Here is a 21030-nt window from a genome sequence, read left to right as displayed (position 1 = left end):
TTTGAGGGCACCAGCATGCAGCATCCGCCCGGGGATGTGCCACGCAGAGGGGCCCCGGTCCGCGGCGGCGCGGTCCGGGGCCCGTGCGGGCTGCGGTGCAGGTCAGCTCTTTGCGGGACCGAAGGCCGGGATGACCGAACCGTCCTTGTACGTGTCCTCGATGAACTTCTTGACCTCGGGGGAGTTCAGCAGCTTGGCCAGCTTCTTGATCCGCGGGTCGTTCTCGTGGCCCTTCTTGACGGCCAGGAAGTTGGCGTAGGGGTTGTTCTTGGCGCTCTCCAGGGCCAGGGCGTCCTTGGAGGGCTTGAGGTGGGCGCCGATGGCGAAGTTGCCGTTGATGACGGCGGCGTCGACGTCGTCGATGCGCGGCGCGGTCTGGGCGGCCTCCAGCTCGGTGAGCTTGACGCCCTTGTCGTCCTTGACGTCGGTGAGCTTGGCGTCGGAGCCGGCGCCGGGCTTGAGGGTGATCACGCCGTTGTCGGCGAGCAGCTTGAGCGCGCGGCCCTCGTTGGAGGGGTCGTTGGGCACCGAGACGGTGGAGCCGGACTTCAGCTCCGACAGCTTGTGGATCTTGTGGGAGTAGACGCCGAGCGGCTCGATGAGCACGTTCTGGACGGGCACGATGTGGGTGCCGTTCTCCTTGTTGAAGGTGTCCAGGAACGGCTTGTGCTGGAAGAAGTTGGCGTCGACCTGGCCGTCGTCGGTGACCTTGTCGGGGATCTTGTAGTCGTTGAACGGCTTGACGACGAGCTTGAGCCCGGCCTTGGCCGCCAGCTTGTTCTTGACGAAGTCGAGGATGGTGCCGTGCGGGGTGGGGCTCGCGGCGACGACGAGCGGGGCGTTCTTGTCGCCCTTGGCGCTCGCGGTGGTGTCGGACGGGGCCGAGCAGGCGGCGGTGCCGAAGGCGACGGCGGAGGCGGCGGTGGCCGCCACGGTGATCTTGATCAGGGTGCGCACGAAGAGTGCCTCTTTCTTGTTCACGTTCACGCGCCGGTGGCGCGTGGGTGTCCGCCCGGCAAAGGGTCCGGGCTCGTGGGGTGGTGCTGTGGGGGTCAGGCGGCCTCGGTGACGGCGGCCGGCTCCTCGCTGCGGGCGCGGCGCAGGCCGACGCGTACGGAGGAGGCGCGGGTGCCGCGGGAGGCCAGACGGCGGACGACGAGGTCGCCGAGCAGCTGGACGAGGGTGACCAGGAGGATCAGCTCCACGACGGTGGTGATCATCAGGGAGGTCTCGTACTGCTGGTAGCCGTAGGTGTAGGCGAGGTTGCCCAGGCCGCCGCCGCCGACCGCACCGGCGATCGCGGAGTAGCCGATCAGGGTGATGACGGTGGTGGTGACGGCTGCGACCAGCGCGGGCAGCGCCTGCGGGAGCAGGACCTTGAAGACGATGGTCCAGGTGCCGCCGCCCATCGCCTGGGCGGCCTCGACCAGGCCCTTGTCCACCTCGCGCAGTGCGGCCTCGACGAGGCGGGCGAAGAAGGGGACGGCGGCGATGGTGAGCGGGACCACCGCGCCGGTCGGGCCGATGGAGACGCCGACGACGAGCCGGGTGAAGGGGATCAGCACCACGATCAGGATCAGGAACGGGAAGGACCGTCCGACGTTCGCGAGCGTGCCGAGGGCCTTGAACACCACGACGTTCTGGAGCATGGCGCCGCGCCCCGTCAGATGCAGCAGGACGCCGACGGGTATGCCGATCAGCACGGCGTAGAACGTCGACCACCACACCATGAAGAGGGTGTCGAGGGTGTTGTCGTACAGCAGCGGCTGCATCTCGTTCCAGCTCACTTGGCGGCTTCCTTCTCGAGCGGGGCGGCGGGGGCCGGGATCGCGGCGGCGTCGGTGGGCCCGGCCTCCGCGGCCACGTCCACCTGGAGTCCCTGCTCGCGCAGGAAGCCGATGGGCACGACGTTCTCCTCGAAGCGGCCGGGCAGTTCGATGCGCATCCGGCCGATCTGCTTGCCGCCGACGGTGTCCATGGCGGCGCCGAGGATGGAGATGTCGACGTTGTAGGTACGGGCCAGCTCGGAGATCACCGGGCGGGTGGCGGCCGAACCGTGGAAGGTGATGTCGACGACGGTGCGGTCCTCGCCGGAGGGCTCGCCGCCCACCGGGAACAGCTCGCGGGCCAGCTCGGAGCCGGGGGTGGCGAGCAGCTCGGCGACCGTTCCGGCTTCCACCACGCGGCCGTTCTTCATGAGGGCGGCCGAATCGCAGATGGTCTTGACGACGTCCATTTCGTGCGTGATCAGGACGATGGTCAGGCCGAGCTGGCGGTTGAGGTCGCGCAGCAGCGTCAGGATGGAGCGGGTGGTCTCCGGGTCCAGGGCGCTGGTGGCCTCGTCGGAGAGCAGCACCTTGGGGTCGCCGGCCAGGGCGCGGGCGATGCCGACGCGCTGCTTCTGGCCGCCGGAGAGCTGGGCGGGGTAGGCCCCGGCCTTGTCGGCCAGGCCGACCAGGTCGAGCAGTTCGAGGGCCTTGCGGGAGCGCTCGCGCCGGTCGACCTTGAGGATCTCCAGGGGCAGTTCGACGTTGTCCTGCACGGTGCGCGAGGACAACAGGTTGAAGTGCTGGAAGACCATGCCGATATGGCTGCGGGCGGCCCGCAGCGCAGCGTTGGCGCGCTGTCCGCGCCCGGCGAGCGCGGTCAGGTCCTGGCCGGCGACGGTGACCGTGCCAGAGGTGGGTCGCTCCAGGAGGTTCAGGCAGCGGATGAGGGTGGATTTGCCGGCGCCGCTCTGGCCGAGGACGCCGTACACCTCGCCCTCGCGGACGTGCAGGTCGACGCCGTCCAGGGCGGTGACTTCGCGGTCTCCTGAACGGTAGACCTTGGTCAGGCCCGTTGTGGTGATCACAGGGAATTCCGTCACTGTCGAGTGCCGGGCGGTCGCCCGCCGGGCACGGGGCATTCTTGCGAGTGCGGCAAAGGGGTACCCGGGGGGCCTGGGGCCCGGCTTCGGGTTCCGGTGACGCGGGGCGGCCGGTGTGTCATGGCTGACGTACGGCTCATGAGGCGTCCCCCTGCTCCGTCGGAGCGCGGGGGGAGGGTCTCGCTTCGGGGCGCGAGGCTCAAACGGGGGCCCTCAGCGGTCACACATTCGACACAGGCAACGAGCACCGGGCGTCGTGATCGCCTCGGTCGCGCGGATGCGGCAGCTCGTCGTGGTCATGGCGGCAAGTAAACCAGACGGCGGCCTGGCCGGATCAAGCTCGTCCGTATAGCGGACAGGCCCGACCGCTCCGTGGACGGTGGCTCGCTCCCCGGCGGGGCTCCCCGTCGCCCGGCCGGTGGCCTGCACGGATACCGCCGGTAGCCCGGCCGCGCCGCCGCCCCTGCCCCGCTCCCCCGCCCCCGGTGTTGTGGTCAACGCCACGGCCGGCCAGCCGCCCGGCGGCGGGCGAGGCGCGGCCGGGCCTCACGGGCGGCGTGCCGTGCCGGGGCCGGGCGCACCCGCCCGCCCGCCGCCGATTAGCATCGCCCCATGCCCCACAACCCCCCGGCGCACCGCAGCCCCGCGCGGAGGTCGCGGTGATCGACGCGCTGACCGTCGCCGTCGCCGCGACCGCTCTCGCCCTGGCCGCCTGGTGCGGCTGGGCCACCTATCGCGACCAGCCCACCAAGGACTGGCACTTCATCGGCATGGCCCTGGTGTCCCTGCTCGGCATCGCCCAACTGGTCATAGGGTGCGTGCAGTTGGCGCGCGGGCAGTCGCCGGACGAGGGCACCGCGATCTTCGTGGCGTATCTCCTGGGGGCCTCGGCCTGCATCCCGGCGACCGGTTTCATGTCGCTGTCCGAGCGGACCCGCTGGGGTTCGGCCACCGTCGCGGCGGGCGGCATCGTGCTGGCGGTGCTGGAAGTACGGCTTTTCGACATCTGGGGAGGCGGCAGTGCCTGATACCACGACGTCCGCGGCGTCCACGGCCCCGGAGGCCGCCTCGGCTCCGGCGAAACGGTCCCTGGGCACCGGCCCCGGCCGCCTCCTGGTCACGCTCTACGGCGTCTTCACCGTCGCCGCCGCGTCCCGCTCCCTCTACCAGGTGATCGCGCAGTTCCAGGTGGCCCCGCTGGCGTACAGCCTCTCGGCCGTCTCCGCGGTCGTCTACGGCTTCATCCTGGTCTCGCTGGTCCGTGGCGGCGAGGGCGCCCGCAAGGCGGCGGCCGTCTCCTGTGCGCTGGAGCTGATCGGGGTGCTGGGCATCGGCACCTGGACGCTGGTCGAACCGTCCGCCTTCCCCGACGCCACCGTGTGGTCGGACTACGGCATGGACTACCTCTTCATCCCCGTCGCCCTCCCCGTCACCGGCCTGATGTGGCTGCGCCGGGCCCGTACGGAAGCGGCGTAGGGCCCACCCGCCGGACCGGCCCTGCCCCCGGGCGGACAAGCAAACGGTGCGCGGGCCCGCCCCCACAGCGGGCCCACGCACCGGTCCGGGGGGTCAGGCACCGGCGACGTAGACGTCGGCCGCCGCCGGCTCCTTCTCCAGGGTGATCTCGCTCAGCGTGCGGCTGAGCCGCTCGGTCCCGACGGGCAGATAGCCGTGGCTGCGGTAGAGCCGCAGATTGCCCTCGCTGCGATGACCGGTGAGGAGGCGGTAGCGCTTGGCGGAACACTCGGCCGCCAGCCGCTGCTCGACGGCGTCGAGCAGCCGGCCGCCCAGCCCGTGCCGCTGCATGCGCGGGTGCACCATCAGCTTGCCGATCCTTGCCGTCCCGTCCGCGTCGACGGTGCCGCGTACGGATCCGACGACCTCCCCGCCGAGCCGGGCCACCAGCACGCACCCCTCGTCCAGTTCGGCGCGCAGGGCAGCGAGCGTCTGGGTGAGCGGCTCGATGCCGTAGTCGTCATAGAGCGCGGCCTCCGACTGGTAGCAGAGGTACTGGAGTTTGAGGATCTGCTCGGCATCCTGGTCGGACGCCGCAGAGATGGTCACGCTGGTGCCCATGCGCGTATGCCTCCCCTTTTCGGTTCGCTGCGTGTTTCCGGATTCCCCGGAAAGTGGCAGTGGCAATCCCCACCGACCTCATGCTCCTGTGTGACATTCCCAACTCAGATGAGACAGGAGGGAAATTCCGGGGGTGGGATGCGGCGCTCGGCGGGCGTCACCTCTTACGGAACTCCGCGGCGGCGAGCAGCGCGGTGTCCGGATTGTCGGAGAACATGCCGTCGAGGCCGGTCGCCAGGCACGCCCGGAAATAACCCAGCGCGTCCCCATGGGCGTTGGGGTCGGCGCCGCGGCGGTAGTCGGTGGGCAGGAAGGTGTTCTCGTTGCGGCCGGTATACGGGTGCAGGACCAGGCCGACGGCGTGCGCGTCCTTGACGAGAGAGGTGGGCGCACCGGATGTGCCCGATGCGTCCCTGGGGATGATCTGGTCCAGCGCCGGGCCGATGCCCTGGGCGAATCCCGCGATCCACCTCAGGCCGTAGGGCTTGATGAGATCGGCGACGGTGCGGGGATCGCCGGCCTCGACGAAGTCCCACGGCCGCGTGTCGGGGCCGTCCAGCAGGACGATCTTGGGGCAGCCGACCAGCCGGCCCAGGCGCTCCGTGTGGTGCGTATGCTCCTTGAGGTGGGGGGTAGCCTGACTCGTACCTGCCAAACCGCCGCAGATCGTCAGCACGCGGGGGTGACGTACGGCAACACCAGAGGGAATCCGCGGTAACACACGTCAACCGCGTGTCAACTCTCCGTATCGGCCCGGTGAACCCGATGTGCGCGCGCTGATGACCCGCGAGTATCGTCCTGGGCTGCAGAGTTCGCTGCCGCCCCGACGTTGACCCGTCACGACCGGAGGACCCGTTGTCCCGCATTGTGCTGAAGGCGATTCTCGGATTCCTCATGCGTGTCCTCTACCACCCCAAGGTCGAGGGCATGGAGCGCATCCCGGAGACCGGCCCGGTGATCCTGGCCGGCAACCACGTCACCTTCATCGACTCGCTGTTCCTGAGCCTGCTCGTCAAGCGCCCGGTCTACTTCATCGGCAAGGACGAGTACGTCACCGGCAAGGGCTTCAAGGGGCGGCTGATGGCCTGGTTCTTCACCAGCGCCGGCATGATCCCGGTGGACCGGGACGGCGGGCACGGCGGGGTCGCGGCGCTGATGACCGGCCGCCGCGTCCTGGAGGAGGGCAAGGCCTTCGGTATCTACCCCGAGGGCACCCGCTCCCCCGACGGCCGCCTCTACCGCGGCCGCACCGGCATCGCCCGGCTCACGCTGATGACCGGCGCCCCCGTCGTCCCGTTCGCCATGGTCGGTACGGACAAGGTGCAGCCCGGCGGCAAGGGCCGGCCGCGGCTCGCCCCGGTCACCGTCCGCTTCGGCGAGGCGCTGGACTTCTCCCGCTACGACGGGATGGACCGCGACCGCTACGTCCTGCGGGCCGTCACCGACGAGGTGATGAGCGATGTGATGGACCTGTCCGGCCAGGAGTACGTCGACATCTACGCCACCAAGGCCAGGGCCGCCGCCTGACCCGGCCTCCGGCCCCTTGCCCCAGGGCCCCGTCCTTCCCGGACGGGGCCTGTTTGCGTTCCGCCGCCCGCCCTCTTCGGCACGGCGCTGCGCACGGGATTCAGCGCAGGATTCAGCACGGCACCCGGAAACCGCCCGGCGCGCGCTGGCCTTCGGGGCCTCCGGTCTGCGCCGTGCGCAGCGCCGCCTCGGGCCGCGGGACCTTGCCGCCGCCGGACTGCTGCTGGAAGTGCTCGGGGACGCTGCCGATCCGCGCGCCCGGTACCTCCGTGTTCTTCACCGCGACCCGGTTGAGCGGGGCGGGCGTCAGCTGCTGGTGGGTGCGGAGGAATGCCACGAAGCTCTCGAAGTCGCGGGTGTGGCGTACGGGGGCGGTGAACCCGGAGAAGGCGCTGTAGCCGTCCTGGTTGATCAGGGTGTACGAGGGGGCGGCGAGGCGGTAGCTGCGGGCCGGATCGAGTGCGGCGTTGCCGATGAAGACCTCGGCGGGGTCGACGCGGCGGCCGATGGGCCCGGCGGCGTCGAAGGTGTAGCGGACGTTGGCGGAGACGGCCAGCGGCGCGAAGCCCAGGCCCCCGTCGGCGGTGGGGGCCCACTGTTCCTCCAGCGCGTCGTGGATCTGGGCCCCGGTGACGGTCACCGTCATGATCGGGTCGCCGAAGCCGACGGCGTTCCAGGCGCGGCCGAGCGTGATGGTGCCGCCCGATGCCTCGTCGCGTACCAGGTCGCCGGCGATGATGGCCTGGCCGACGCGCGGGGCCAGCGCGATGACGGCGAGTTCGGCCGGGACGTTGGGGTTGCCGCCCGCGTCGTCCATCGGGCCGTGCGGTTGCCCGCCCGCCCAGAGCGCCCAGTCGGCCACCAGATCGCCCATGCTGCTCTCGCCCGCGGCGTTGCGCCGGCGGGTGAAGGAGGCGGACTGGGTGCCGAGCGGGGTGGCGGCGCGGCGGGTGGCGTAGCCGGCCCAGTAGTCGGCGATCGACCGCAGTTCGGGATGGGGGGTGACCTCGCGGGTGTTGGGGTGGTTGGTGGCCGTGGTCAGCGGCCGGATCACCTCGCCGGTGACGGGGTCGAGGCGCAGATTGATCTCGTTGATCAGCTGGCCGTAGCAGCCCGCCTCGACGAACGGGCGGGGGGTGCCCTGGGGGTCGGGCAGCATCATGGTGAAGGCGCAGTGCCAGTGGCCGGTGACGATGGCGTCGATGTCCGAGGTGACGCGCAGCGCCAGTTCGTAGGCGGGGCCGGAGGGGTTGCTGCCGCTGGAGAAGTCGCTGCCGGCGACGGCGCCGTCGTGCATGCTGAGCACGATCGCGTTGACGCCGCGTGATTTCAGCTCGGCGGCGCAGCGGTTGGCGGTCTCCAGTTCGTCGAGGGTGCGCAGTCCGGGCTGGTAGGAGCCGGGGAAGGTCTCGGCGCCCAGGGCCGTGAGGTGGATGAAGCCGATGGGCAGGGTGCGGCCGCGGCCGGCGTCGACGTAGACGATGTTGTACGGCGGCAGGACGGTCTCGCCGCTTTCGTTCCAGACCATATTGGCGCTGTAGTACGGGAATTTCGCGCCGCGGAAGCGCTGGCCGGTGGAGTCCTCGAAGGAGTCGTCGCGGTCCACCGTCGGGTAGGAGACGCCTTTTGCCATATGGGACGTCAGAAAGGTCGCCGATTTGTCGAATTCATGGTTTCCGGCGGAGGCGAAGTCCAGTCCCAAGGCGTTGAGCGCTTCGATGGTGGGTTCGTCGGCGAGGGAGGCCGCATCGAACTCCCAGCCGGAGAAGAGGTCTCCGGGGGCGAAGAAGAGGGAGTTGCGGTGGTCGGCGCGCAGCCGTTCCAGATGCGCCGCCATGTACGCGACGCCGCCGACGGTGTAGGTCGCACCGCCCGTTCCCGTAATGCGGGAGTGTGCGCCGGGCGCGCCCTGGAGATAGCCGTGCAGGTCGGTGATATTGAGCAATTGCACATCGACGTATTCGTCGGCGGTGCCCGCGTCGCGGGCGTGTCCGGTGGCGTAGGCGTTGCTGCCGATGGCGCTTGCGGTGGCGAGGGCCCCCGCGGCGGTGAAGAAGTACCGTCGTCCGATGTCGCGCACTGCGTCTCTCTCCTGAGCGGGCCGACCGTGGGGGGACGACGGGAGAGTCGAGCGAGCCGTGCGGGATGTCCGGCCGCCGGGGCACCTGCCGGGCGTGAACGGCCGGGGGACAGTCGCCCCCTAGGCGTGTCGTTGTGGATCATGGCGCGTGCATGGCACGGCGCCTTGGAGGACACGCCCGTGGGCGGTCGGTCATGACCCGGATGTCGCCGGGCGGGGGCGCGGCGGGGCGGCCGTTCCGGTAGGTGTCGGACCGTCGGCGGCGGGGGGCGGCCCCCTCAGGCGCCCCCGCCGCCCAGCGTCTCCGGCTGCGGATCCCGCTCGGCGTCCGCGGCCGTCTCCGGCTGCGCCGGGGTGTTGCCCAGTTCCTGGCCCCGCAGGAGGAACCATGCGGCGACGGCCGCGCTCAACAGCACCACGGCGCTCACCCCGACGGCGATGTCCAGGCCGTCGACGAAGCTGTGCTGAGCGGACTTCACCAGGGCGGTGGCCTGGTGGGCGGGCAGGTCCTTGGCGGCCTCCATGGCGCCGCCGAGCGATTCGCGGGCGGCGGCCTCGGTGCCCGCGGGGATGCCGGGGGGCGCCGGGAAGTCGCGGTAGATGCCGGTGACGATGGAGCCGAGCAGGGCGATGCCGAGGGCCGCGCCGAGTTCGTAGGCCGTCTCGGAGACCGCCGAGGCGGCGCCGGCCTCCTCCTTGGGGACGCTGGAGAGGATGACATCGGCGGTGACGGTGAAGGAGAAGCCCGCGCCGACGCCGACGACGAAGAGGATCAGGCCGATCGAGGCGGTGCCGGTGTCGGCGTGCAGGGTGGTGGAGCCGACGAGCGAGAGCCCGACGATGGCGAGGCCGCCGGCCACGACGAGGCGTACGGACAGTCGGCGGGCGACATACCCGGCGGCGAGTCCGGCGCCGACCGCGCCGACCGCGGCGGGAAGTTCGGTGAGCCCGGCGTTCAGCGGCGAGCGCACCTGGACCATCTGGAGGAACTGGGAGAGGAAGAAGACCAGCCCGGACAGGCCGAGGATGGTCAGCAGATCGGCCAGTACGGCGCCGGAGAAGCCCCGGTGGTGAAAGAGCTTCATGTTGAGCAGGGGGGAGTCCAGGCTGAGCTGGCGGCGTACGAAGACGAACAGCGCAAGCAGGCCGATCAGGCCGGCGGCCAGGATGTCGCCGCGGTAGCCGTGGACCGCCGCCTCCTTGATGGCGTAGACGACGCCCACGATGCCCACCAGGGACAGCGCGACGCTGGGGATGTCCCAGGGGCCGGGATCGGGATGGCGGGATTCGGGGATCACCCTGATGCCGACGACGACCAGGAGGGCCATCACCGGAAGGTTGATCAGGAAGACCGAGCCCCACCAGAAGTGGCCCAGCAGAAAGCCGCCGAGGACCGGGCCGACGGCGGTACCGGCCGAGGCCATCGCGCCCCATATGCCGACCGCGAGGCTGCGCTCCTTGGGGTCGTGGAAGAGGTTGCGGATCAGCGCCAGGGTGGACGGCATCAGCGTCGCACCGGCCACACCCAGCAGGGCGCGGGCGGCGATCATCATCTCCGGGGTGGTGGAGTACGCACACACCACCGACAGCCCGCCGAACGCGACGGAGCCGATCAGCAGCAGTTTCTTGCGGCCGATGCGGTCGCCGAGGCTGCCCATGGAGACCAGGAGACCGGCGATGACGAAGGAGTAGATGTCGCCGATCCACAGCAGCTGGGTGCCCGACGGCTTCAGATCCTCACTCAGGAACGGGGTGGCCAGGCCGAGGACCGTGGCGTCGACGCCGACCAGCAGGACGGCGAGGACGAGGACGGCGAGGGCGAGCCAGCGGCCCGGTCGGGGCTGATCGTCCACATGGGCCGAACCGGCCGGTCCGGACGCTGCGGTCTCGGTCATTTCTCCATGCTCCGTCGGATGCCGCCGAGCAGCAGCTCGGCGATCGAGTGGTTGAGTTCGCCCCGCGCGACGCGCCCTTCGTGGACGGCCCAGGCGGCCGCGCCGATCAGGCCGTAGGTGGCCTCGGTCAGCCAGGCGGCGCTGAGGTCGATACGGAGATCGCCCTCCTCCTGGCCGCGGCGGAAGAGGGCGTGGAGGCGGGCGTCGAGGCGGGCCCAGCCGGCGTTGACCTCCGCGCCCTCGAAGAGCTGGTTCTCGGTGAAGAGGAAGGCCAGCACGCCGGCGACCTGTTCGGCTTCGGTGATCAGCCGGCGCAGCGCATCGGGGGCGGGTCCGTCGTCGAGCCGGGCGGCGTCCATGGCCTGGGTGAACTGTTCGATGCCGAGCTGTTCCAGGGCGCGGATCAGCGCATCGCGCCCGGCGAAGTGCCGGTGCAGGGTGGCCCGGCTGATGCCGGCCGCGCGGGCGATCTCGTCCATCGAGGTCGTCGACCGCCGGGCGAGCAGCGCGGCGGCTTGGGTGAGTACCTGTTCGCGATCCACAGCCATGAGACACAGACTAACCGAATGAGACGCCAATGTCTCATCGAGGCGGGTCATTCGGGCCCGAACGGGATCCACGGCAGACGACGGCGGCCCCCGCCCGATGACCGGACGGGGGCCGCCTGAAGGCTGCCGTCGTGCGCTACTTCCGCTTGGCCGCCGCCCATTCCTGCTGTGCGGCCAGATCGGCCCGGACCTCGGCGAGCTGGACCGCGACCGCCGAGGGCGCGGTGCCGCCGCGGCCGCTGCGCGAGGCCAGCGCGCCGGGGACGTTGAGGACGCCGCGGACCTCGGGCGTCAGATGCGGCGAGATCTTGGCGAACTGTTCGTCGGTGAGCTGGTCCAGCTCGATGCCGTGCGCCTCGCACTCCTTGACGCACTCCCCCGCGACCTCATGCGCCACCCGGAACGGCACGCCCTGCCGCACCAGCCACTCCGCGATATCGGTGGCCAGCGAGAACCCGGCCGGGGCCAGCTCCGCCATCCGCTCGCGGTGCACCGTCAGCGTGGCCATCATGCCGGTGAACGCCGGGAGCAGCACCTCCAGTTGGTCACAGGAGTCGAACACCGGCTCCTTGTCCTCCTGGAGGTCGCGGTTGTAGGCGAGCGGCAGCGCCTTGAGCGTGGCCATCAGACCGGTCAGATTGCCGATGAGCCGGCCCGACTTGCCGCGCGCCAGCTCGGCGATGTCCGGGTTCTTCTTCTGCGGCATGATCGACGAGCCGGTGGAGAAGGCGTCGTCGAGGGTGACGAAGGAGAACTCCTTCGTGTTCCAGATGATGACTTCCTCGGCGATACGGGAGAGGTTGACGCCGATCATCGCCGTGATGAACGCGAATTCGGCGACGAAGTCCCGCGAGGCCGTACCGTCGATCGAGTTGCCCGCGCTGCCGTGCTCGAAGCCCAGATCCGCGGCGACCGCCTCGGGGTCCAGGCCGAGCGAGGAGCCGGCCAGCGCGCCCGACCCGTACGGCGAGACGGCCGTGCGCTCGTCCCACTGCCGCAGCCGCTCCGCGTCCCGCGACAGCGACTGGACGTGCGCCAGCACATGGTGGGCGAAGAGCACCGGCTGGGCGTGCTGGAGGTGGGTCCGGCCCGGCATGGCGACGTCCGGGTGCGCCTCGGCCAGGCCGATCAGCGCCTCCTGGAGGTCGGCGATCAGCCCGCCGATGATCCGGGCGTGGTCGCGCAGATACATCCGGAAGAGCGTGGCCACCTGGTCGTTACGGGAGCGGCCGGCCCGCAGCTTGCCGCCGAGGTCCGGGCCGAGCCGCTCCAGCAGCCCGCGCTCCAGGGCGGTGTGGACGTCCTCGTCGGCGATGGTGCCGGTGAACGAGCCGTCGGCGACATCGGCCTCCAGCTGGTCGAGCCCGGCGATCATGCGCGTCAGCTCGTCCTCGGTGAGCAGTTTCGCCTTGTGCAGGACCCGGGCGTGCGCACGGGATCCGGCGATGTCGTACGGGGCGAGCCGCCAGTCGAAGTGGACGGATGCCGACAGCTGGGCCAGGGCGTCCGCTGGTCCGGCGGCGAAACGGCCGCCCCAGAGCCGGACGTCACCGCTGTTGCTGCTCACTGCTGCTCCTCGGAGGGGTGGAATGTGCGGCACCGCCTCCTCGCCGCGAGGGCGAGGAGGCGGCTTTCGTACGTAACGAGAAGGGCTCAGGCCAGGTCGCGCTTGGACGCGATCTTGCTGGACATACCGAAGAGCTCGATGAAGCCCTTCGAGAGGGACTGGTCGAAGGTGTCGCCGGTGTCGTACGTCGCCAGGTTGAAGTCGTAGAGCGACTGGTCGGACTTCCGGCCGGTGACGACCGCGCGGCCGCCGTGCAGCGTCATCCGGATGTCGCCGGAGACGGCCTGGTTGGCCTCGTCGATGAAGCCGTCCAGGGCCCGCTTGAGCGGGGAGAACCACAGGCCGTCGTAGACCAGCTCGCCCCAGCGCTGCTCGACCTGCCGCTTGTAGCGGGCCAGTTCGCGCTCGACGGTGACGTTCTCCAGCTCCTGGTGCGCGGTGATCAGCGCGATCGCGCCCGGCGCCTCGTACACCTCACGGGACTTGATGCCCACCAGCCGGTCCTCGACCATGTCGATCCGGCCGATGCCCTGGGCGCCGGCCCGCCGGTTGAGCTCCTGGATCGCCTCCAGAACGGTGACCTTCTTGCCGTCCAGGGCGACCGGGACACCCTGCTCGAAGGTGATGACGACCTCGTCGGCCTCGCGGGGGGTCGCCGGGTTCTGGGTGTACTCGTAGACGTCCTCGATCGGACCGTTCCAGATGTCCTCCAGGAAGCCGGTCTCCACGGCCCGCCCGAAGACGTTCTGGTCGATGGAGTACGGCGACTTCTTGGTCGTCGCGATCGGGAGGTTCTTCTCCTCGCAGAAGGCGATCGCCTTGTCCCGGGTCATCGCGTAGTCCCGCACGGGGGCGATGCACTTGAGGTCGGGGGCGAGGGAGGAGATACCGGCCTCGAAGCGGACCTGGTCGTTGCCCTTGCCGGTGCAGCCGTGGGCGACGGTGGTCGCGCCGTGCTTCTTGGCGGCGGCGACCAGATGCTTGACGATCGTCGGCCGGGAGAGCGCCGAGACCAGCGGGTAGCGGTCCATGTACAGCGCATTGGCCTTGATCGCCGGCAGGCAGTACTCCTCGGCGAACTCGTCCTTGGCGTCGGCGACCTCCGCCTCCACCGCGCCGCAGGCGAGCGCACGCTTGCGGATGACGTCCAGGTCCTCGCCGCCCTGGCCGACGTCCACGGCAACGGCAATGACCTCGGCGCCCGTCTCCTCGGCGATCCAGCCGATGCAGACAGAGGTGTCCAGGCCGCCCGAGTAGGCGAGTACGACGCGCTCGGTCACGGGATTCTCCTTACGGTGCATACGCTGATGGGTATAAGTATGCACTCCACCGTATGTTTCGTCAATGCATCACCGAAAGCGCAGGTCAGTGACGCACGGACGGAGCGCCGGAAGGGGTGCCGGGCGCGGTTCGACAGGGACCGCCGTACGGAATCGGGAGCCCTCGTGCCGTCAGGAGTCCTCGCCCAGGAGATCGAGGAGTACCTGCACATGACTTCGCCCCACGTCCTTCGTCGCGGTGAGCAGCGTCAGCGGCCCGTCCGCCGCCAGCTCCCGCAGCCGGTCCAGCGCGGGCTGCACCGCGTCCTGGGCCAGCTCCTCGCGATAGCGCTCGGCGAAGGCGTCGTAGAGCCCCTCCTGATGGCCGTACCAGCGCCGCAGCTCCGACGAGGGCGCCGCGTCCTTGCACCACTCGGCCAGCGCCGCATCGGACTTCGACAGCCCCCGCGGCCACAGCCGGTCCACCAGCACCCGGGCGCCGTCGTCCGGCTCCGGAGCGTCGTACACCCGGCGCACACGAATACCGGCAGAACGTGCACCTTCTCGGTAGGAACCGGCATTACGGGATTTTCGGGTCATACCTCATCCAAACACGGCCCGGCAGCGCCCGCCCGGATGCCCGGAATCGGCCGGAAGGGGCCCCGCTTTGGAATCAGGGCCGGGGACAGGGTATTTTTCTTCTGCACGCCCCGGCCGGGACTCTTCCGGTCGGCACGAGCACCGGGACGTGGCGCAGCTTGGTAGCGCACTTGACTGGGGGTCAAGGGGTCGCAGGTTCAAATCCTGTCGTCCCGACGGTGCGACAAAGGCCCGCCGATACGGGAGAAAATCCCGGATCGGCGGGCCTTTCCCATGCCGCGTGAGGTTCTTCCACGCCGGGTCACGGTGCCCCACGCCGGGTTACGACAGCATGCCGATCTCGCTGCGGACCTTGTTCACGACGCTCGCCGGAAGCGTCGCATAGCCCTGGAAGGTCAGGTTCTGCTGCCCCTTCGGGCTGGCGACATAGGTCAGGAACGCCTTGGTGGCGGGCCAGGTCGCCGGTTTGTTGCCCTTGTTGCAGACGATCTCGTAGGTGACCGCGTTGATGGGGTAGGCGCCCGGCGCCTTGGTCGCGTAGTCGAGTTTCAGCAGGACGTCATTGCCCGTGTCGACGGTTTTGGCACCGGCGATCGCATGGGAGGACGCGATCACATTGGCGTCGGCGGGGGCCGTGGCGCCGGTGTCGACCGAGACCGTGCGCAGCATGCGGGCGACGGCATACGGCAGGTCGACATAGCCGATCGCGCCCTCGGTCCGCTGCACCTGGGTGGCCAGGTCCGAGGATCCGGTGACGGCCTGGCCGCCCTTGGCGGGCCACTCCTTGCTGTGCGCATACGGCCAGGCGCCGTGGGCCGTGGCGGCGAGATAGGCCGTGAAGTTGTCCGTCGTGCCGGAGGAGTCGGCGCGGTGGAACGTCTTGATCGGCGTCGCGGGCAGCTTGGCACCCTTGTTGAGCTGCGCGATCGCCGGATCGTTCCACTTGGTGAGCTGCCCGTTGAAGATCTTGGCGAGGGTGGGGGCGTCGAGGATCAGCCGGTCGACGCCGGGGAGGTGGAAGGCGACCGCGATCGGTCCGGCGACGACCGGCAGGTGGACGGCGTGGCCGCCGCCGGTGCAGACCTTCTTGGACTGGTTCACCTGGTCGGCGCTGAGCGGGGAGTCCGATCCGGCGAAGGCGGTCTTGCCGTGCAGGAAGTCCTTCTGGCCGGCCCCGGAGCCGTTGCCGTCATAGTTGATCTTGGTGTCGTGGCACGCCTGGGTGTAGTTCTTGATCCAGTACTTCATCGCGTACTGCTGCGCCGTCGAGCCCGAGGCGTTCAGCGTGGCCGCCTTGCCGCAGGCGATACCACCCGCGGCGGTGCTGACCGGCGCGCTGCCGGAGGGTTCGGAGCTGCTGCCCGAACAGCCCGCCAGGACCAGGGCGCCGCAGAGGACCGCCGTACCGGCCGCCGTGCTGCGCGGCCCGCCCTTCCGCCGAAGCTTCACTTTTCAGCGCTCCTTCCTGCGGACCGGCCCCGGCCGACGCAGCAGAGGTGGTGACGCCGCGCTCCGGCGGCGCATGACCGTACGGCGGCGCCGCCCGCAGCAGGACGTCACGGGCTCACCACCGCACCGCCGGTCACTATATGCACATAAATCCGCACGGAGGGTGAAGGGCGGGGCCGGAAGGGTCAGTGCGCGCCCTGGGCCAGCCGCAGGAGATGGTCCGCCAGCGCCTGTCCGCCGGCCGGATCGCGGCTGATCAGCAGCAGGGTGTCGTCACCGGCGATGGTGCCGAGGATGTCGTGGAGTTCGGCCTGGTCGATGGCCGAGGCCAGGAACTGGGCGGCGCCGGGCGGGGTGCGCAGGACGACGAGGTTGGCGGAGGCCTCGGCGGAGATGAGGAGTTCGCCGGAGAGGCGGCGCATGCGCTCCTCCTTGGCGGACTCCCCCAGAGGCGCGCGCGGTTTGCGGTCGCCGCCCTCGCTGGGCACCGCGTAGATCAGCTCGCCGCCGGTGTTACGGATCTTGACCGCGCCCAGCTCGTCCAGATCGCGCGACAGCGTCGCCTGGGTGACGGACAGGCCGTCGTCGGCGAGCAGCTTGGCGAGCTGGCTCTGGGAGCGGACCGGCTGCCGGTTGAGGATGTCCACGATCCGGCGGTGGCGGGCGGTGCGGGTCTGCGGTACCGCCGGGCCGCCGCCGTTGGGCGACCCGGTCTCCTGCGGCTCGGTCATCGTTGGTGTCAGTCTCCGGATCGTTGTTCCCCGTCGGCCCCTTGGCGGGCCGTGTTGAGGACGGCGGGGAGCTTCCCGAGGAACGTATCCGCCTGCTCGTCGGAGACGATCAGCGGCGGGGCGAGCCGGATGACGTCCGGCGCGACCGCGTTCACCAGGAGGCCCGCGTCCTGAGCCGCCTGCTGCACCTGGGGCGCGAGGGGCTCGGTCAAGACGATACCCAGGAGCAGGCCCGCACCGCGGACCTGGCGGACCATTGGGTGCCCCAGCGCCTCGATTCCGCTGCGCAGACGCTCACCGACGCGCTTGACGTTCTCCAGGATGCCGTCCTTGTCGAGGGTGTCCAGGACGGCGAGGGCGGCGGCGCAGACGACCGGGTTGCCGCTGAAGGTGGAACCGTGCGAGCCGGGGCTCAGCAGGTCGGCGGCCGGGCCGAAGGCCAGCGTCGCGCCGATCGGGAGGCCGCCGCCCAGGCCCTTGGCGAGGGTGACGACATCGGCCTCGACGCCCTGGGCCTGGGACTCCAGCCAGTGGCCGGTGCGGCCGATGCCGGTCTGGATCTCGTCGAGGACGAGGAGGGTGCCGGTGGCGGCGGTGATCTCGCGGGCGGCCCGGAGGTAGCCGGGCGGCGGGACGACCACGCCGTTCTCGCCCTGGACCGGCTCCAGGATGACCAGCGCGGTGTCGGTGGTGACGGCGGCGCGGAGGGCTTCGGCGTCCCCGTACGGGACGTGGTCGACGTCGCCGGGGAGCGGGGCGAACGGGGCCTGTTTGGCGGGCTGGCCGGTCAGGGCCAGGGCGCCCATGGTGCGGCCGTGGAAACCGCCGGCCGTGGAGACCATATGGGTGCGTCCGGTGAGCCGGCCGATCTTGAAGGCGGCTTCGTTGGCCTCGGCGCCGGAGTTGGAGAAGTAGACCCGGCCGGGGCGGCCGCCGGCCAGCGCCAGCAGCCGCTCGGCCAGGGCCACGGTGGGCTCGGCGACGAAGAAGTTGGAGACATGGCCGAGGGTGGCGACCTGGTCGGAGACCGCCCGGACGATCGCGGGGTGGGCGTGGCCCAGGGAGTTGACCGCGATACCGCCGAGGAAGTCGAGGTAGGAGTTGCCGTCGGCGTCCCACACCACGGCGCCCTCGCCACGGACCAGCGGCAGCCGGGGGGTGCCGAAGTTGTGCATCATCGCGCCCTGCCAGCGCCGGGTCAGTCCCGCGTTGTCCGCCGGTCCCCCGCCGTGTGCCGCCCCGTTCATGCCGTCCCCTCGGTCGTCTCGGTGTCCGCGTCCGGCACGACCATCGTGCCGATTCCTTCGTCGGTGAAGATCTCCAGCAGGATCGAGTGCTGGACCCGCCCGTCGATGACCCGGGCGGTGTGCACACCGTTGCGTACGGCGTGCAGACAGCCCCGCATCTTGGGGACCATGCCGCTGGCCAGGTCGGGCAGCAGTTTTTCCAGTTCGGCGGCCGTCAGGCGGGAGATCACCTCGTCGCTGTTCGGCCAGTCCTCGTAGAGGCCCTCGACGTCGGTGAGGACCATCAGCGTCTCGGCGCCGAGGGCGGCGGCCAGGGCGGCCGCGGCGGTGTCGGCGTTGACGTTGAAGACGCCGAAGTCGTCGCCGTCGTCGCTGCTGCGGGCGATGGAGGAGATGACGGGGATCCGGCCGTCGTCCAGAAGCGCCTCGACCGCGCCCGGGTCGATGGCGGTGATCTCACCGACCCGGCCGATGTCCACCCGCTCGCCGTCGACCTCGGCGAAGTGCTTGGTCGCGGTCATCAGCTGGGCGTCCTCGCCGGTCATGCCGACGGCGAGCGGGCCGTGCTCGTTGAGCAGGCCGACCAGCTCGCGCTGGACCTGGCCGGCCAGCACCATCCGTACGACGTTCATCGCCTCGGGCGTGGTGACCCGCAGGCCGCCCTTGAACTCCGATTCCAGACCGAGCAGATCCAGCTGGGCGCTGATCTGCGGGCCGCCGCCGTGCACGACGACGGGGCGCAGCCCGGCGTGCCGCAGGAAGACGACGTCCTGGGCGAAGGCGCGTTTGAGCTCCTCGTCGATCATGGCGTTGCCGCCGAATTTGATGACGACGGTCTTGCCGTGGTGCCGGGTCAGCCAGGGCAGCGCCTCGATGAGGGTGCGGGCCTTGGGGAGCGCGGTGTGCTTACGGGTCGTGGTCATGAGGAGTACGCGCTGTTCTCGTGGACGTAGTCGGCGGTGAGGTCGTTGGCCCAGATGACCGCGGACTCCTTGCCCGCGGCCAGGTCGGCGGTGATGCGGACCTCCCGGTAGCGCATGTCGACCAGGTCGCGGTCCTCCCCCACCGAGCCGTTCTTGCACACCCAGACGTCGTTGATGGCGACATTGAGCTGGTCGGGCTCGAAGACGGCGGAGGTGGTGCCGATCGCGGAGAGCACCCGGCCCCAGTTGGGGTCCTCGCCGTGGATGGCGCATTTGAGGAGGTTGTTACGGGCGATGGACCGGCCGACCTCGACGGCGTCGTCCTCGCTCGCGGCGTTGATCACCTCGATACGGATGTCCTTGCTGGCGCCCTCGGCGTCGCCGATGAGCTGGCGGGCGAGGTCGGCGCAGACGGTGCGGACGGCCTCGGCGAAATCGTCCTGGTCGGGAACGATGCCGGAGGCGCCGGAGGCCAGCAGCAGGACGGTGTCGTTGGTGGACATACAGCCGTCGGAGTCGACCCGGTCGAAGGTGGTGCGGGTCGCGGCGCGCAGCGCGGTGTCCAGGGCGTCGGCCGGTACGTCGGCGTCGGTGGTGAGCACCACGAGCATGGTGGCCAGGCCCGGGGCGAGCATGCCGGCACCCTTGGCCATCCCACCGACCGTCCAGCCTCCCCCGGCCTCCGGCCCGGCGGTACCCCCACCGCTGACCTGCGCGGTCTTGTGCACGCTGTCGGTGGTCTTGATGGCGATGGCGGCCTTCTCGCCGCCGTGGTCGGTCAGTTCGGCCGCCGCCTGCTCGACCCCGGGCAGCAGCTTGTCCATCGGGAGCCGGAGGCCGATCAGTCCGGTGGAGGCGACGGCCACCTCGCCCGCGCTGTGGCCGGCCAGCGCCTCGGCGACCTTCTCCGCGGTGGCGTGGGTGTCCTGGAAGCCCAGCGGGCCCGTACAGGCGTTGGCGCCACCGGAGTTGAGAATGACGGCGGAGACCCGGCCGCCCTTGAGGACCTGCTCGGACCAGACGACCGGTGCGGCCTTGACGCGGTTGGAGGTGAAGACTCCGGCGGCGGCCAGGCGCGGCCCGTTGTTCACCACGAGGGCGAGGTCCGGGTTGCCGTTCTCCTTGATGCCGGCGGCGATACCCGCCGCCGTGAATCCCTTGGCTGCCGTCACACTCACGGCGCGACTCCGATCGTCGAAAGTCCGGTGGTCTCGTCGAGACCGAGGGCGATGTTCATGGACTGGACGGCGCCGCCCGCGGTCCCCTTGGTGAGGTTGTCGATGGCGCTGATCGCGATGATCCGGCCGGCCGCCGTATCCAGCGTGACCTGGAGGTGGACGGCGTTGGAGCCGTACACGGCGGCGGTCGAGGGCCACTGCCCCTCCGGCAGCAGCCGGACGAACGGCTCGTCGGCCAGCGCCTTTTCGTACGCGGCCCGTACGGCGGCGGCGTCCACGCCGGGCCGGGCCCTGGCCGTGCAGGTGGCGAGGATGCCGCGGGGCATCGGCGCGAGGGTCGGGGTGAAGGACACGCCGACCCGCTCGCCCGCCGCGGCGCTCAGGTTCTGGATCATCTCGGGGGTGTGCCGGTGGCCGCCGCCGACGCCGTACGGGCTCATCGAGCCCATGACCTCGGAGCCCAGCAGATGCGGCTTGGCCGCCTTGCCCGCGCCGGAGGTGCCGGAGGCCGCGACGATGACGGCCTCGGGCTCGGCGAGGGCGGCCTGGTAGGCGGGGAAGAGGGCGAGCGAGACGGCGGTCGGGTAGCAGCCCGGGACCGCGATGCGCTTGGCCCCCTGGAGCGCGGCGCGGGCTCCGGGCAGCTCCGGGAGGCCGTAGGGCCAGGTGCCCGCGTGGGGCGAGCCGTAGAAGGTCTCCCACTCGGCGGCGTCCTTCAGCCGGAAGTCGGCGCCGCAGTCGACGACGAGCACATCGGGGCCGAGCTGTTCGGCGACCGCGGCGGACTGGCCGTGCGGCAGCGCGAGAAAGACGACGTCATGGCCGGCCAGCGCCTCGGCGGAGGTGGCCGCGAGCTCCCGGTCGGCCAGCGGGAGCAGATGCGGCTGGAGGGAACCCAGGCGCCGGCCCGCGCTGGAGTGTCCGGTGACCGCGCCGATCTCGACCTCGGGGTGCGCCAGAAGCAGACGCAGGACCTCACCTCCCGCGTATCCGCTCGCTCCGGCCACTGCTGCTCGTACCGTCATGGACCCTCCTCCTTGATGGCATGACTATACGGACAGCGGCAGTTTTATGCAACGCG

Annotated in this window: 19 protein-coding genes, 1 tRNA gene and 1 pseudogene; 4 read left to right on the top strand and 17 right to left on the bottom strand. The window is 70.7% G+C overall.

Annotated elements, in window-relative coordinates:
* Positions 1-102: 102 nt before the first annotated feature.
* The 3 genes from SNA_RS12630 to SNA_RS12620 form a co-directional block, all read right to left on the bottom strand.
* Positions 103-981, bottom strand: coding sequence for a MetQ/NlpA family ABC transporter substrate-binding protein (locus tag SNA_RS12630; protein ID WP_241779623.1), 879 nt, complete (start codon positions 979-981; stop codon positions 103-105).
* Between the two features lie 71 nt (positions 982-1052).
* Positions 1053-1787 carry a methionine ABC transporter permease gene (locus SNA_RS12625; protein WP_030066539.1) on the bottom strand — a complete coding sequence of 245 codons (735 nt, stop codon included), beginning with the start codon at positions 1785-1787 and terminating at the stop codon, positions 1053-1055.
* The gene (locus SNA_RS12620) at positions 1784-2854 is read right to left on the bottom strand and encodes a methionine ABC transporter ATP-binding protein (protein WP_030066538.1); all 1071 of its coding nucleotides are present in this window, start codon (positions 2852-2854) and stop codon (positions 1784-1786) included. Before SNA_RS12620 ends, SNA_RS12625 begins: the two co-directional genes overlap by 4 nt.
* Positions 2855-3528: 674 nt before the next feature.
* Between SNA_RS12620 and SNA_RS12615 the strand changes: the two genes are divergently transcribed.
* Positions 3529-3897, top strand: a complete 369-nt coding sequence (locus SNA_RS12615; protein ID WP_030066537.1) for a hypothetical protein — start codon at positions 3529-3531, stop codon at positions 3895-3897.
* Complete coding sequence (locus SNA_RS12610; RefSeq protein ID WP_030066536.1) at positions 3890-4345, top strand: hypothetical protein; 456 nt, start codon at positions 3890-3892, stop codon at positions 4343-4345. Before SNA_RS12615 ends, SNA_RS12610 begins: the two co-directional genes overlap by 8 nt.
* 93 nt (positions 4346-4438) lie before the next feature.
* Here SNA_RS12610 and SNA_RS12605 read toward each other — a convergent pair whose 3' ends face one another.
* Together SNA_RS12605 and SNA_RS12600 are read right to left on the bottom strand one after the other, a co-directional pair.
* Positions 4439-4945 carry a GNAT family N-acetyltransferase gene (locus tag SNA_RS12605; RefSeq protein ID WP_044364984.1) on the bottom strand — a complete coding sequence of 169 codons (507 nt, stop codon included), beginning with the start codon at positions 4943-4945 and terminating at the stop codon, positions 4439-4441.
* A gap of 157 nt (positions 4946-5102) precedes the next feature.
* A pseudogene (locus SNA_RS12600) lies at positions 5103-5546 on the bottom strand (glycerophosphodiester phosphodiesterase family protein); the annotation flags it as partial.
* A gap of 254 nt (positions 5547-5800) precedes the next feature.
* On the opposite strand from SNA_RS12600, the gene SNA_RS12595 reads away from it, so the two are divergent.
* The gene (locus tag SNA_RS12595) at positions 5801-6472 is read left to right on the top strand and encodes a lysophospholipid acyltransferase family protein (RefSeq protein WP_030066533.1); all 672 of its coding nucleotides are present in this window, start codon (positions 5801-5803) and stop codon (positions 6470-6472) included.
* Positions 6473-6584: 112 nt separating this feature from the next.
* Here the strand turns inward: SNA_RS12595 and SNA_RS12590 are convergent, their stop codons facing one another.
* The 6 genes from SNA_RS12590 to SNA_RS12565 form a co-directional block, all read right to left on the bottom strand.
* Positions 6585-8552, bottom strand: coding sequence for a bifunctional metallophosphatase/5'-nucleotidase (locus tag SNA_RS12590; protein WP_044364982.1), 1968 nt, complete (start codon positions 8550-8552; stop codon positions 6585-6587).
* A 278-nt stretch (positions 8553-8830) separates the two neighbouring features.
* Positions 8831-10447, bottom strand: a complete 1617-nt coding sequence (locus SNA_RS12585; RefSeq protein WP_044364980.1) for an MFS transporter — start codon at positions 10445-10447, stop codon at positions 8831-8833.
* On the bottom strand, positions 10444-10995 hold the full coding sequence (locus tag SNA_RS12580) for a TetR/AcrR family transcriptional regulator (protein ID WP_030066530.1): 552 nt from the start codon (positions 10993-10995) through the stop codon (positions 10444-10446). The genes SNA_RS12585 and SNA_RS12580 overlap by 4 nt, the downstream gene beginning before the upstream one ends.
* 136 nt (positions 10996-11131) lie before the next feature.
* Positions 11132-12562, bottom strand: coding sequence for an argininosuccinate lyase (gene argH, locus SNA_RS12575; protein ID WP_044364977.1), 1431 nt, complete (start codon positions 12560-12562; stop codon positions 11132-11134).
* Between the two features lie 86 nt (positions 12563-12648).
* The gene (locus SNA_RS12570) at positions 12649-13842 is read right to left on the bottom strand and encodes an argininosuccinate synthase (protein WP_030066529.1); all 1194 of its coding nucleotides are present in this window, start codon (positions 13840-13842) and stop codon (positions 12649-12651) included.
* Between the two features lie 171 nt (positions 13843-14013).
* Positions 14014-14421, bottom strand: a complete 408-nt coding sequence (locus SNA_RS12565; RefSeq protein WP_044364975.1) for a DUF488 domain-containing protein — start codon at positions 14419-14421, stop codon at positions 14014-14016.
* A 142-nt stretch (positions 14422-14563) separates the two neighbouring features.
* Between SNA_RS12565 and SNA_RS12560 the strand changes: the two genes are divergently transcribed.
* Positions 14564-14637, top strand: a tRNA-Pro gene (locus SNA_RS12560).
* A gap of 105 nt (positions 14638-14742) precedes the next feature.
* Here the strand turns inward: SNA_RS12560 and pstS are convergent.
* The 6 genes from pstS to argC all read right to left on the bottom strand — a co-directional run bounded on the left by pstS (position 14743) and on the right by argC (position 20974).
* Positions 14743-15870 (bottom strand): phosphate ABC transporter substrate-binding protein PstS, encoded by a 1128-nt coding sequence (gene pstS / locus SNA_RS12555; protein ID WP_030071869.1) that lies wholly within the window; start codon positions 15868-15870, stop codon positions 14743-14745.
* Between the two features lie 185 nt (positions 15871-16055).
* Positions 16056-16601 carry an arginine repressor gene (locus SNA_RS12550; protein ID WP_044364973.1) on the bottom strand — a complete coding sequence of 182 codons (546 nt, stop codon included), beginning with the start codon at positions 16599-16601 and terminating at the stop codon, positions 16056-16058.
* Positions 16602-16609: 8 nt separating this feature from the next.
* Positions 16610-17848, bottom strand: a complete 1239-nt coding sequence (locus tag SNA_RS12545; RefSeq protein ID WP_030071864.1) for an acetylornithine transaminase — start codon at positions 17846-17848, stop codon at positions 16610-16612.
* The gene (gene argB, locus SNA_RS12540; RefSeq protein ID WP_030071862.1) at positions 17845-18771 is read right to left on the bottom strand and encodes an acetylglutamate kinase; all 927 of its coding nucleotides are present in this window, start codon (positions 18769-18771) and stop codon (positions 17845-17847) included. The genes SNA_RS12545 and argB overlap by 4 nt, the downstream gene beginning before the upstream one ends.
* Positions 18768-19949: a bifunctional glutamate N-acetyltransferase/amino-acid acetyltransferase ArgJ gene (gene argJ, locus SNA_RS12535; RefSeq protein ID WP_044364972.1), complete on the bottom strand. Its 1182-nt coding sequence runs from the start codon at positions 19947-19949 to the stop codon at positions 18768-18770. The genes argB and argJ overlap by 4 nt, the downstream gene beginning before the upstream one ends.
* Positions 19946-20974: an N-acetyl-gamma-glutamyl-phosphate reductase gene (gene argC / locus SNA_RS12530; RefSeq protein ID WP_030071858.1), complete on the bottom strand. Its 1029-nt coding sequence runs from the start codon at positions 20972-20974 to the stop codon at positions 19946-19948. Before argC ends, argJ begins: the two co-directional genes overlap by 4 nt.
* Positions 20975-21030 lie beyond the last annotated feature (56 nt).

Origin of the sequence: Streptomyces natalensis ATCC 27448, assembly GCF_000935125.1 — a bacterium.
Classification (GTDB): domain Bacteria; phylum Actinomycetota; class Actinomycetes; order Streptomycetales; family Streptomycetaceae; genus Streptomyces; species Streptomyces natalensis.
The sequence above is the reverse complement of the archived record's forward strand: the minus strand, read 5'-3'. Positions and strand labels throughout refer to the sequence as shown.